Origin of the sequence: Desulfovibrio gilichinskyi, assembly GCF_900177375.1 — a bacterium.
In the GTDB taxonomy this organism is placed as follows: domain Bacteria; phylum Desulfobacterota; class Desulfovibrionia; order Desulfovibrionales; family Desulfovibrionaceae; genus Maridesulfovibrio; species Maridesulfovibrio gilichinskyi.
The window spans coordinates 177,026-188,661 of sequence record NZ_FWZU01000004.1 but is presented as its reverse complement, the minus strand read 5'-3'; the positions used below and the strand labels follow the sequence as shown (position 1 = coordinate 188,661).

Below are 11,636 nucleotides of genomic sequence, written 5' to 3'. Positions count from 1 at the left end.
GTTCGTTATTTAAGATTCTTATTTGAGGTGAGAGTATAGCATTAGGATTCCGAATAAAATAATTATTAGTGAAGCTAAAAGAGATATAGCTTTGTAGAGTATTTGTGCCGTTTTTCTTTTTGCTGCTTGGTCCATGGCAAAGCTTGTTTTTGCAGCGAGAATGGCGAAAGTTGACGTCGTTAACGCCATTCCTGTTGCAAGGAACAGCATGGCTGTTAACCCTGCCCATAAAATACCTGTTGAAAGAGTATACACCAGAATAATGGCGGCTCCGGGACATGGAACAAGTCCCGTTACAAATGCAACAATTGTAATCTCTGTCAGCGAAGCGCATTTGGCTGGCTTGGAACTGTGCTCCTTACGATTTTTTTTAAAGAATGATCTGAGCACACTATAGAAAATCCATAGACCTATAAGTGAAACCATTGCAAAGCTTGCTGTTTGCAAATGGTAACTGAAATTTTCAAAACCGGACATCCCACTGCTTAGAAGTAGATACGCAAGACATACAGCCGCAGTTGCAGATCCCACATGTACCAGAGTGATAAGCCATGACATAAACATTGCAGAGTACATGGTTCCACGGCGTGAAAGGAAAAAAGCACATACCACAGATTTACCATGTCCGGGACCAATTGCATGAACAACCCCGTATGCAAAGGAAAATACAAGGAAAAGCCAGAAAGATTTGCCGAAATTATTTTTCTTTATATCTTTGGCAAAGCCTGCCAATTTTATCCGTATCTCTTTTTGCAAAACGGTTATTTCGGTGAGGATAGAGTCGTAAAGAGTTCTTGAATGATTGTTTATAATTTCAATGCGTTCAGTTGGGGTATTCTTTTCTGTCGGCTTTACAGACTCAACACTCCCCGCTTTGGGTGTTAGAAAAGGGTTGGTTGCTGCTTCGGCTATAGGTGAAAAAAATGTTACCGCAGCAGCGAGCATCAGAGAGAGCAGAAGCGAAAAAGATATTTTATATTTCATTTCGGACCAAAGGTAAGAAAGGCAGCTTCAGGTGCCATTTGAGTAATAGGGGAGGTTAGCTCTTCTGCAATATCAAAATCTAATCGAGCTGTAAGTGTAGGTGGAATATTTTTAATTTTATTTTGCGGGTTCATTTGAAATGCAGTGTATAAACTTTTATCTATATTAGTTGCTAACACAGTGTGTTTTTTATTGTTTTCCAATACTTTACAGGGAATAAAAAATTCATAAACAAGAGTGCCTTTCTCAATAGATGGATTAAACTCTGTTGCTTCAGTCGCGGTATAAGGAAGTCCGTCAATCAGGATTGTTGTGAAGAAATTGAATTTTTTGAGATTAATAAAAGCTCCGTCCTTAAGGGCTTTTGCTTCTTCCTCAGAAAGCTTGTTGTTATGATCTGTATCGAAATCTCCAAGGATCATGGACGCAAACATCTCGTCAAACCACCATTTTTCTCTGATCCCTTTAAGTCCCTGTGAGTCGAATTCAAATGTTAAAGAACTGTCCACAAAAACATGTGGATGCGCTTCGGCTTGATTCGGGGCAAGCAGCATTAGTTGCGGGACCATAATTAAAAAAAACACTGAGAGGGGACAGCTGATTTTTTTAAATAGTATCGAGGCATCATTTTTCATGGGGGACCAATGGAAGAGGTGGATTATTGTGTCAAACGTATAAAGGAGAATACGAAGAAAAAAAGCCTCTGCTGAATAGGAGCACAGGTCTTTTCCTCTTAGTCATTCTTGCCGGAATATCTTAACGGGATCTGATACTTCTGGTAACGAATTCTGTTGTTTCTTCATACAGATTAGGTAGATCGTACGGTGAAAGAAATCTGGTTCTAACAGTACCGACAATATTGGAATAAATTATAGTGGTAGTATCATCAACCGAGACTTCCCTGATGGAACCGTCTTCAATCCCCCGGTTAACACATTCCCTGATAATATTTAAAAGCTGTTGAAATTTAATTGTAATCTTTGTCCGGTCCATATCAATCTGCACGTCACTGAAAGGGGAACAACGAAGCAGAATCGGGAAAGTGTTGCGATATTTCAAGGTGAATTGCAGGTAACTTCTCATGAAGGTTGCAACACCATCAATTCCTGAAGTTGTTTCACGGATTTCTGCGGTTAGATGTTCCATTAGACTGTCAACAAGGGCAATGCCGGCTGTTAGAAACAGTTCTTCTTTTGAACCGAAATAGTGTGAGACAAGTCCGAAAGCCACCCCAGCCCGTTCGGAAATCATTTTAACGGTTGTTCCCGCATATCCGTACCGCCCGAAAGTTTCCTGCGCAGCGTAAAGTATGGCGTCTTTTTTGTTTTTACCTTTCATAGACTCTCTCTGGCAAAGTTGAGGTTGACGGTCTACTTTTATCCATAAAGAACATGCAAATGAGCAGGCCGGAGATCATTTAAAATTGTTCGCTATTTCCATTAGTATTCTTTCGTTTTCCGGTCAAACTCTCTGTAAAATGTATGGAAGCATTATTTAATCATATTAACGGGCTGGTTTTTCGAGTATTTTCATGGCTGATAAGCAGTAAGCAATATGATATTATTACATAATGCAAATGCAGTTTGAAAGCTAGGACGCTGTTTTTATAAAATGGATTGAAAATAAGGAGAAACTGAAATGTCAGAATTTAATGCTGGATATATACCTGTTATATTATTGATTATCGGGGCTACTTTTATTCCTATATGGTTAGGGTTACGGCTTAGGAAAATTAAACCGAGAATTCTTTGGATAGGTATGCTGCTTTGTTTGCTGTTCGGTCCCCTTGGACAGGTTTATGTGAAGGGCTGTATTCCGTGGATTTTAATCCTTACGGGAGTACTTGTCGGAGTTCAGCAGATAGTTCCGCAAAATATGGCCCTGCTTATTATGCTGCTTTCTTCACCGCTTGTTATGTTTTACAGGCTTAGCCGTTAAAAATGCATTAAAATATATTTTGCCTGTTAATATTTACGGGAAAAGTAATCCCTTGAGCATGCAATGCATGGCATGCTCAAGCCTTTCCCAGCCTATTTCATCCTGCAGGCTCACCCCGCCGTAGGTCTTGGTGTTTAGTGAACGGATGGCCAGGTAAGAAATCCCGCCGCCTAATAGAGCTATTGCTGCCGCAAGGTCTACTTCGTCAGGCACGTCAGGTCCTAAATGTTCAAAAAATTCCAAGGCTGTTCTTACGCGCACATCTTCCAGCTCGTCTGATAAATCTGAGCGTTCAAGCATTTCCCAAGCCATTATTCTTAAGGTCTCGGGCCTTTCTTCCAGCTCTTTGCGGAGTGAAAGGAAGAATGCAGCGACCTGCTCTTCAGGACAGATATCCGGGAAGTCCTCTGGAGCATTGGCTAAAAGTTCTTCTGTGCTTGGCCAGTAGAAACTTGATTCGCCGAGGTCGCTTAAAAGATTTTTAAGCCCTTTATAGTAATGGAAAATAACTTTTCTTGAAATCCCGGATCGTAAAGCTATTTCATCAACAGTGATACGGTTGAAGCCTGTTTGTGCCAGACATTTATATGCTGCATGAAGTATTTTTTTGCGTGTATCAGTTAGTGTATTTATGGGAACAAGTTTTAGGACCATTTAAATCCGTCCGCAAAGTTTAAGTTATGAATCGAAAGTTCAATCCTGTTAGAACTCATGAATGTCTGCTTGATCTTAGTCAAGGAAGTTTCGCTTTAAGGTAATGTAAATTAGCGCGTAAGACATAAAATCCATCAAAGTAGTAGGAACTAAAAAACTTTAATTTTTTCCCTTTTTCTCGCATAGTGACACGACCATACGTGAAAGATTCTTATGAGGAAAAAAGATGGAATATAAAATTCTTGTAATTAACCCCGGTTCAACATCTACAAAAGTTGCAATTTTCTGCAACAGTGAACTTTATTTTGATGCAGAGGTACAGCATCCTCGTGAGACTATAGATAAATATTCTACAGTAATTGATCAGAAAGGTTTCCGCACTGCTCAGATTTTTTCACTGATTGAAGATTCTTTAAAAGAAGGGCCACCTGATATTGTTGTAGGAAGGGGCGGTTTACTTAGACCGATTCCAGGTGGTGCTTATTTAGTAAATGATGAAATGATTACTGACCTTGAAAGTGCAAAGTACGGTTCTCATCCTTGTAACCTGGGTGCAATTATTGCTCGCGATTTAGCCGCAAAATGGTCCGTGCCTGCAATGATTATGGACCCCGTTGTTACCGATGAGATGGACCCGGTAGCAAAAATTACGGGTTTCCCAGAAATTACTCGCAGAAGCGTTTTTCACGCGCTCAGTCAAAGAGGTGTGGCTAGGACTGTTGCCGCAAAGCTCGGCATTGAATATGAGAAAGGTAAATTTATTGTGGCTCATATCGGGGGCGGCGTCTCGATCGGTGCGCACAGATACGGACTGGTTGTAGACGTGATAAACGCGCTTGACGGGGAAGGCCCGTTTACTCCTGAGAGGTCAGGGAGTCTGCCGCTTCTGCCGGTACTTGATTTATTAAACTCAGGTAAGTTTTCTTATGAGGAACTGCGCAAAAAAATCACCTCCGGTTCAGGTGTTTTCGGCCTGCTCGGGACAAATGATTTGCGGGAAGTTAAAGGTCGTATCGACGCTGGAGATAAAGAAGCAAAGCTTGTTTTTGACGGGCTTACCTACAATCTTTCAAAGTATATAAGCTCATTTGTTCCGGCCTTGATGAAGGATGATGTTAATAATCCTGTGAACGCAATTATCCTCACCGGCGGCGGAGCCAGAAGTCAAAGGCTTGTCAGTGCGGTGCAAGGTATGACCTGCTCTATCGCAAAAGTATATGCGGTAACAGGGCTGGAAGAGATGGAAGTAATGGCGCGCGGAGGGTTGGCTGTTCTTCGTAACGACTTGAATCCTATTGAATATTTGGCAATTCCTTCTTCGAAAGTTGAGAAGTAAGTATATTATTGTTGCACACAAAATAGTTTGAGCGTAAAATAATCTATACCAAAAAGGTATGAAACAGTGCGTTCTTTATCATGCTTGAATAGTAAGATGATTCTTGTCGTGTTTTTTTGTCTTCACAATAGCTGAGAAGTGCGTATATTTTAGGTAGAACAAAGTCGTCCGGCCTGTTCCGGAATCCGGCTTATAAATATTCATCCCTGCAATCGGGACGCGGAGAAGATCATGTGGGAATATACAGACAAGGTTCGAGAACATTTTTTGAATCCAAAGAATAGCGGTACCATTGAAAATGCAGATGCTGTCGGTGAAGTAGGAAGTCTTTCCTGCGGAGATGCATTACGCCTTTTTCTTAAGATAGATGACGAAGGCCGTATTGAAGATGCAAAGTTTCAGACTTTCGGTTGTGCAAGCGCCATTGCCTCAAGCTCGGTTTTAACTGAGATGGTAAAGGGAATGACAATTGAAGAAGCTGAAAAGGTCACTAATAAGGATATAGCTGAAGCACTTGGCGGACTGCCGAAGGAAAAGATGCACTGTTCTGTAATGGGACAGGAAGCTCTTGATGATGCCATCAGGCGTTATAGAGGACTGGATGCCGCTCCTGCTCCGGAAGGTGAAATCGTTTGTAAGTGTTTCGGCGTTACCGACTTGCAGATCAAGAAGGCCGTCCTTGAAAATAAGCTGACCACACTTGAAGAAGTAACCAACTTTACCAAGGCAGGTGGAGGTTGTGAGGAATGTCACGGCAGAATCAAGCAGATCATCGACGAAGTCCGCTTTGGTGCTCCGGGTGTGAAGCCTCTTGAGGTAAAGCCGGTCAAGCTCACCAACATCAAGCGTTTCCAGCTTGTTTCGCAGACAATTGAAGAAGAAATCCGCCCGGCTCTTCACAAGGACGGCGGGGATATAGAACTTATTGATATTGAAGGAACGGTCGTAATTGTTTCTCTGCGCGGATCTTGCGTGGGCTGTCCTTCCAGCAATCTGACGCTTAAGGATTTTGTTGAGCGCAGGCTGAAGGAAACAGTTGAAGAAGCTATAACCGTTCGGGAGGCTTAAGATGCGTCCAGTATATCTTGATAACAACGCAACAACAATGGTTGCCCCTGAAGTTCGGGAAGCAATTCTGCCCTTGCTTGAATCTGAATACGGAAATCCTTCCAGTATGCACGGCCTCGGCGGAAATTCAGGAAGATTATTGTCTGAAGCCAGAGAAAAGATCGCGGCCGGACTCGGTTGCAGTCCCTCAGAGATAATATTCACTTCTTGCGGAACTGAAGGCGATAACACCGCAATCCATTCCGCAATTGAATCACAGCCGGAAAAGAAGCATATTATCACTACCCGCGTGGAACATCCTGCGGTCTTAAATGTAGCTAAGCACCTTGAACGCAAAGGGTATGACATAACTCTCCTCGGGGTTGATTCTGACGGGCGTATGGACCTCGACCAGCTTCGCAGAGCAATCAGGCCGGACACTGCTCTTGTTTCAGTTATGTATGCAAACAATGAATCCGGTGTTATTTCTCCCATTGAAGAAATGGTCCAGATTACAAAGGAACGCGGCGTTCTTTTCCATACTGACGCAGTTCAGGCTATAGGAAAAATTCCTATTGATTTGAAAACTTTACCTGTGGATTATCTGGCTATGTCAGGGCATAAGATCCATGCTCCCAAAGGAGTAGGTGTTCTCTTTTTACGTCGCAACACTCCGTTCAGACCATTTATGCTGGGTGGACATCAGGAGCTCGGACGCAGAGGCGGAACAGAAAATATTCCGGGTATTGTAGGACTCGGTGTGGCTATGGACCTTGCGGTTAAGCATATCGGAGAAGAAAATACCAGAGTCAGAGCAATGCGCGACAGGCTTGAAAAAGGACTCATGGCGACTATCCCTGATGCGATGGTGAATGGTGTCGGAGCTGAAAGGCTGCCTAACACTTTGAGCATTGCGTTTAAGTATATTGAAGGGGAAGCAATGCTTCTTCTGCTTGACCAATTCGGTATATGCGCAAGTTCCGGATCCGCCTGTACTTCCGGAAGTCTGGAGCCTTCGCACGTACTTCGTGCAATGGGAGTTCCGTTCACTTACGCTCATGGGTCGCTCAGATTCTCCTTGTCTGTTTACAATACTGATGAAGATATTGATCTGGTTCTAAAAGAGCTTCCTCCGATCATCAGCAGATTGCGTGAATTTTCACCGTTCAGACGCGGCGATGAAGGTTTAGACTGGGTAGAAGATCATTAATAAATAAAGCTTCTTAGTAATCTGATTGTTATTGCGGACGGGGAACATTTTAAACAGGTTTCTCGTCCGTGTTTTTTGGGTAGGAGTTGACTCTGCAAAATAAGTTGCTACCTATATACCTCAAGCGGAAACGGCTGTTTTTTAAGCTCTAAAACTAAAACGAGGGGCAGATGAACATACATGACTCAATGATTTCACTGGTTGGCGATACTCCGATGGTTAAACTTAACCGTACTGCAGATGGCTGCGTAGCCACTGTTGCAGCCAAGCTTGAGTTCTTTAATCCGTGTTCGTCCGTTAAAGACCGTATCGGTGTATCAATGATTGAAGAGGCTGAGAAACGGGGAGATCTAAAAAAAGGATCTGTAGTTGTTGAGCCTACCAGCGGAAATACCGGAATAGGTCTTGCCTTTGTATGCGCTGTAAAGGGGTATAAACTTATTTTGACTATGCCTGAGAGCATGAGTCAGGAACGGAAAGATTTGCTTAAAGGGTTCGGAGCGGAACTTGTTTTGACTCCCGCCCCTAAAGGGATGACCGGAGCTATTGAGAAAGCCCGTGAAATTGCCGCTGAAAATCCCGGTTCTTTTTTACCCATGCAGTTTGCCAATAAAGACAACCCCAAAGCTCATCGCAACGGAACCGCAAAAGAAATCTGGCGAGATACCGATGGCAAAGTTGATATTTTTGTGTGCGGAGTCGGTACCGGCGGAACAATCACAGGAGTCGGTTCTGTCCTGAAAGAACACAATCCTGCTGTAAAAATTGTGGCCGTTGAACCTTCTAAGTCCCCAGTCCTTTCGGGTGGCTCTCCGTCACCTCATGGAATTCAGGGTATCGGCGCCGGATTTGTGCCTGAGGTGCTCCAAACTGAAATTATTGACGAAGTATTCAAAGTTGACGACGCTGACGCTTTGAGAGTCGCTCACAGGCTTATAGTGGAAGAAGGCATTTTATGTGGAATTTCTGCCGGAGCCGCGGCCCATGCTGCAATTGAAATTGCAAAACGTGAAGAAAATAAAGATAAGCTGGTTGTTTTCATAGTTCCCGACACCGGTGAACGTTATCTAAGCACCGCGCTTTTTAAGGATTAAGGTTAATAGAATGGTAAGTAAGCTTGCAGCTCCGATGTTGTCAGATGTAGTTGATGCCCTATGTGAGGAAGAGTCATATCAGGCTGTTTATCATATGCCTGAGCATGATCGCCCGATGCCTTCACTTGATGCTTTGGGGGAACTTGTTGAACGTCTTCGCGCCGTGATTTTCCCCGGATATTTCGGTGATTCAGAGATTCGCCCGGATACCATGCGTTATCATATCGGCGGCAGTCTTGATATCGCTTACAGAATACTTGTGGAGCAGATTTCACGCGGGCATTGCTTTTTTTGCAATACTGACGAACGTAATTGCAATGATTGCGATGCACAGGCAAGGCGTATTGCCGGTGAATTTATGTCCAAGCTTCCGCAGATTCGTAAGCTTCTGGCAACTGACGTACAAGCCGCTTACGTAGGTGACCCGGCCTCTAAAAGCCCTGGCGAAACTATTTTCTGTTATCCGAGCATCACAGCTTTGACTCATCACCGCATTGCGCATGAACTTTATAAGTTGAACGTGGATCTGATTCCTAGAATTATCGGTGAAATGGCTCATTCTAAAACCGGAATCGATATTCATCCGGGAGCTCAAATCGGAGAACATTTCTTTATTGATCATGGAACGGGTACTGTTATCGGTGAAACCTGTATTATCGGTCGCAATGTTCGTCTTTATCAGGGCGTAACCCTTGGGGCTAAGAGTTTTCCACAGGATGATTCCGGTAATTTAATTAAGGGCATCGCCCGTCATCCAATAGTAGAAGATGATGTAATTGTTTATTCCGGAGCTACCATTTTAGGCAGGATTACTATCGGCAAAGGTACTGTTATCGGTGGTAACGTCTGGATTACGAGATCTGTTGCCGCCGGAGAAAGATTGCTTCAAGACAGGGAGCAGGATCTTAATATGTAATTTAAGAGTTTGCTTAAGTTTTATATTGAGAAGGGCGGGAAGTTTTAGCTTCCCGCCCTTTGTTGTTACTGAGCTTTATTCAAAATAAGTTTCCGTAATGGATCGCTTGCGGATATGTTCAGCGTTTCTGTTACGCAATATTATCGCCTGAAAGCTGTGATTTATTCAAGTCATTCGGTAAATCATTAATACAGTAATTTATATAGTAAGCAGAGAATATAATAGTATATAAATAGTTCATTTTAAGTTTAATTTTGTATTCATTCAAGGCATACGCTTGTAAAGCTTTTCGCGCGTTCAGTGAAAACATAACATAGAAAACACCTAATACTACTTCTGGTATTATCAGCAGTAAGTCTATCTGTATGTCAAATCCCGCAAAGCTCTCAAGCCCGACACATACCGCCATTATAATAGTGTAAGAGTCTTTAAAAATGCTTATTTTTGTAACTTCACTTATGATGTTATGGTTCTTATGTATCCACATGAGTGGATATATTCCAAAAGTTACGATTGTAAGTAACAAAAAGTTCAAGGTTTTAGTGTTGATTCTATTTTTTAGTTGATTAATATCATTCATAATTTCCCCTTTGTGAATTTGGCCGTTACCCAAATTTTGTTCATCCCTGAATTTAAATTATTAATCAAAAAAAGTTGGTTAAGTTATTATCAGGATTAGTCCGTGCAGTGTTATGCAATTCGACTTGCAGGTCAATTCCAAGCTCATTGTTGTTTCCATTAAAAAAGTCCCTTTAGTGTTCGTGCACCAAAGGGACTTTTAATATTATATTCTGAATGAATTTTATTTATAATTTTCTTCGTCTTTAGCCCTGATCTCAGCACGTTTAATTTTACCGCTGATTGTCTTAGGCAGTTCAGTCACGTAATCGATAACTCTGGGATATTTGTAGGGAGCTGTTACCTTTTTTACATGGTTTTGCAGTTCCTTGGTCAATTCATCTGATACGGTAAAGCCTTCTGCCAAAACAACGGTAGCTTTAACGGCCTGACCTCGTACCGGGTCGGGAATGCCTGTCACAGCAGATTCAATGACCGCAGGGTGGGTAATGAGTGCGCTTTCTACTTCAAAAGGCCCGATGCGGTAACCTGAGCTCTTAATGAGGTCATCAGTTCTACCGAGGAACCAGAAGTAACCGTCCTCGTCCATCCATGCTTTATCACCGGTCTGATAGTAACCGTCAACAATTGCGCTTGCAGTCTTTTCAGGTTCATCAAGATACCCCGTGAACAGTCCTATCGGTTTGGCAGGATCTATTCTTACACAGATCTGGCCTTCTTCACCTGCTGCGCATTTATTCCCTTCTGTATCTATCAAAGCAATATCCCATCCGGGACAAGGTTTGCCGATAGAACCTGGCTTTGGAACCATGTGGGGGAATGTTGCAATCTGCAAAGTGGATTCAGTCTGACCGTATCCTTCGTAAAGAGGGAGTCCTGTTGCTTCTTTCCACGCTTCAAAAACAGAAGCATTAAGAAGTTCCCCTGCGGTTGTGCAATGAGTCAGGGAGGAAAGATCGTATTTGGTGAGATCTTCACGGATCATAAATCTGTAAACAGTCGGAGGAGCGCAGAAAGATGTGATTTTTTGTTCAGCAATAACGTGCAGCAACTCTGCAGGGTCAAATTTACCACGGAAATCCCAAGTGAAAACAACAGCTCCGGCCATCCACTGCCCGTAGAATTTACCCCAAACAGCTTTTCCCCAGCCTGTATCGGCAAGAGTTAAATGAATATTGCCGGGCCCGAGGTCATGCCAGTATGCACCTGTGGTGAAATGTCCAAGAGGATAGTTGTGAGTATGTTCCACCATTTTAGGCAGTCCGGTGGTTCCTGATGAAAAGAAAATGAGCAGAGGGTCGTCACCGCAGGCGCAGTCGGCCGGACGGGGAAAATCGTCTGAACTTTCGGCCCGCAGGCTGTCCATATCCAGCCAGCCTTCAGCAAGTTTACCGTGGCCTGCCTGAACAAGTACTTTTAAAGAAGGGCATTTTGCCTTTGCGGCTTCAACTCTGTCTGCAACAGAATCTTCAGTAATAATACATTTAATTTTTGCAAAATTAACGCGGAATTCAATATCCTTAACAGTCAGCAGATTGGGTGACGGGACCGGAACCGCACCGACTTTATGACAGGCAAGCATTGAAATCCACCAGTCTATGCGGCGATACAGGATAATCATAACTCTGTCGCCTTTGGATATCCCCGCTTTGGTAAGTCCATTAGCCAGTCTTGCAGATTCCTTGGAGAAAAATTCAAAATCTTTTTCAGCGCGGACTCCGTCAGGATCAATGTGAATCATTGCCGAACGTTTTGGTGTTTTTGCCGCAAATTTATCGACTACATCGAAAGCAAAGTTGAAATTATCGGGGACTTCAACTTTGTACTTTTCACAGAACTCCGAGTAGGAGCTGAAATTCATTTTCTGCATGTGATGCT

Annotated in this window: 12 protein-coding genes; 6 read left to right on the top strand and 6 right to left on the bottom strand. The window is 43.0% G+C overall.

Annotation, left to right across the window (positions count from 1 at the left end; translation table 11 throughout):
• Window positions 1–18: 18 nt before the first annotated feature.
• From B9N78_RS12350 to B9N78_RS12340, 3 genes are all read right to left on the bottom strand, one after another.
• Complete coding sequence (locus B9N78_RS12350; protein WP_085102718.1) at window positions 19–984, bottom strand: nickel/cobalt transporter; 966 nt, start codon at window positions 982–984, stop codon at window positions 19–21.
• Window positions 981–1,553: a DUF1007 family protein gene (locus B9N78_RS12345; RefSeq protein WP_137982535.1), complete on the bottom strand. Its 573-nt coding sequence runs from the start codon at window positions 1,551–1,553 to the stop codon at window positions 981–983. Before B9N78_RS12345 ends, B9N78_RS12350 begins: the two co-directional genes overlap by 4 nt.
• Window positions 1,554–1,740: 187 nt before the next feature.
• Window positions 1,741–2,322: a TetR/AcrR family transcriptional regulator gene (locus B9N78_RS12340; protein ID WP_085102714.1), complete on the bottom strand. Its 582-nt coding sequence runs from the start codon at window positions 2,320–2,322 to the stop codon at window positions 1,741–1,743.
• A 300-nt stretch (window positions 2,323–2,622) separates the two neighbouring features.
• On the opposite strand from B9N78_RS12340, the gene B9N78_RS12335 reads away from it, so the two are divergent.
• The gene (locus B9N78_RS12335; protein WP_085102712.1) at window positions 2,623–2,922 is read left to right on the top strand and encodes a hypothetical protein; all 300 of its coding nucleotides are present in this window, start codon (window positions 2,623–2,625) and stop codon (window positions 2,920–2,922) included.
• A gap of 33 nt (window positions 2,923–2,955) precedes the next feature.
• Here B9N78_RS12335 and B9N78_RS12330 read toward each other — a convergent pair whose 3' ends face one another.
• A complete protein-coding gene (locus B9N78_RS12330; RefSeq protein ID WP_085102710.1) occupies window positions 2,956–3,576 on the bottom strand; it encodes a TetR/AcrR family transcriptional regulator in 621 nt (206 codons plus the stop codon).
• Between the two features lie 226 nt (window positions 3,577–3,802).
• Between B9N78_RS12330 and buk the strand changes: the two genes are divergently transcribed.
• From buk to B9N78_RS12305, 5 genes are all read left to right on the top strand, one after another.
• Window positions 3,803–4,912 (top strand): butyrate kinase, encoded by a 1,110-nt coding sequence (gene buk, locus B9N78_RS12325; RefSeq protein ID WP_085102708.1) that lies wholly within the window; start codon window positions 3,803–3,805, stop codon window positions 4,910–4,912.
• Window positions 4,913–5,143: 231 nt separating this feature from the next.
• The gene (gene nifU, locus B9N78_RS12320) at window positions 5,144–5,980 is read left to right on the top strand and encodes a Fe-S cluster assembly protein NifU (RefSeq protein ID WP_085102706.1); all 837 of its coding nucleotides are present in this window, start codon (window positions 5,144–5,146) and stop codon (window positions 5,978–5,980) included.
• A 1-nt stretch (window position 5,981) separates the two neighbouring features.
• Window positions 5,982–7,169 (top strand): cysteine desulfurase NifS, encoded by a 1,188-nt coding sequence (gene nifS, locus B9N78_RS12315; RefSeq protein WP_085102704.1) that lies wholly within the window; start codon window positions 5,982–5,984, stop codon window positions 7,167–7,169.
• A 170-nt stretch (window positions 7,170–7,339) separates the two neighbouring features.
• On the top strand, window positions 7,340–8,263 hold the full coding sequence (gene cysK, locus B9N78_RS12310; RefSeq protein WP_085102702.1) for a cysteine synthase A: 924 nt from the start codon (window positions 7,340–7,342) through the stop codon (window positions 8,261–8,263).
• A gap of 10 nt (window positions 8,264–8,273) precedes the next feature.
• A complete protein-coding gene (locus tag B9N78_RS12305; RefSeq protein ID WP_085102700.1) occupies window positions 8,274–9,179 on the top strand; it encodes a serine O-acetyltransferase in 906 nt (301 codons plus the stop codon).
• Window positions 9,180–9,309: 130 nt separating this feature from the next.
• Here B9N78_RS12305 and B9N78_RS12300 read toward each other — a convergent pair whose 3' ends face one another.
• Together B9N78_RS12300 and B9N78_RS12295 are read right to left on the bottom strand one after the other, a co-directional pair.
• Window positions 9,310–9,759, bottom strand: coding sequence for a DUF4234 domain-containing protein (locus tag B9N78_RS12300; protein WP_085102698.1), 450 nt, complete (start codon window positions 9,757–9,759; stop codon window positions 9,310–9,312).
• Between the two features lie 222 nt (window positions 9,760–9,981).
• Complete coding sequence (locus B9N78_RS12295; RefSeq protein WP_085102696.1) at window positions 9,982–11,628, bottom strand: AMP-binding protein; 1,647 nt, start codon at window positions 11,626–11,628, stop codon at window positions 9,982–9,984.
• Between the last annotated feature and the right edge of the window lie 8 nt (window positions 11,629–11,636).

What these genes read in the sequence shown, in the direction of transcription:
- B9N78_RS12305 (WP_085102700.1), top strand. Translation starts at nt 8,274, where the DNA reads ATGGTAAGTAAGCTTGCAGCTCCGATGTTGTCAGATGTAGTTGATGCC.
- B9N78_RS12350 (WP_085102718.1), bottom strand. Translation starts at nt 984, where the DNA reads ATGAAATATAAAATATCTTTTTCGCTTCTGCTCTCTCTGATGCTCGCT.
- B9N78_RS12335 (WP_085102712.1), top strand. Translation starts at nt 2,623, where the DNA reads ATGTCAGAATTTAATGCTGGATATATACCTGTTATATTATTGATTATC.
- buk (WP_085102708.1), top strand. Translation starts at nt 3,803, where the DNA reads ATGGAATATAAAATTCTTGTAATTAACCCCGGTTCAACATCTACAAAA.
- B9N78_RS12300 (WP_085102698.1), bottom strand. Translation starts at nt 9,759, where the DNA reads ATGAATGATATTAATCAACTAAAAAATAGAATCAACACTAAAACCTTG.
- nifU (WP_085102706.1), top strand. Translation starts at nt 5,144, where the DNA reads ATGTGGGAATATACAGACAAGGTTCGAGAACATTTTTTGAATCCAAAG.
- B9N78_RS12345 (WP_137982535.1), bottom strand. Translation starts at nt 1,553, where the DNA reads ATGGTCCCGCAACTAATGCTGCTTGCCCCGAATCAAGCCGAAGCGCAT.
- cysK (WP_085102702.1), top strand. Translation starts at nt 7,340, where the DNA reads ATGAACATACATGACTCAATGATTTCACTGGTTGGCGATACTCCGATG.
- nifS (WP_085102704.1), top strand. Translation starts at nt 5,982, where the DNA reads ATGCGTCCAGTATATCTTGATAACAACGCAACAACAATGGTTGCCCCT.
- B9N78_RS12295 (WP_085102696.1), bottom strand. Translation starts at nt 11,628, where the DNA reads ATGCAGAAAATGAATTTCAGCTCCTACTCGGAGTTCTGTGAAAAGTAC.
- B9N78_RS12340 (WP_085102714.1), bottom strand. Translation starts at nt 2,322, where the DNA reads ATGAAAGGTAAAAACAAAAAAGACGCCATACTTTACGCTGCGCAGGAA.
- B9N78_RS12330 (WP_085102710.1), bottom strand. Translation starts at nt 3,576, where the DNA reads ATGGTCCTAAAACTTGTTCCCATAAATACACTAACTGATACACGCAAA.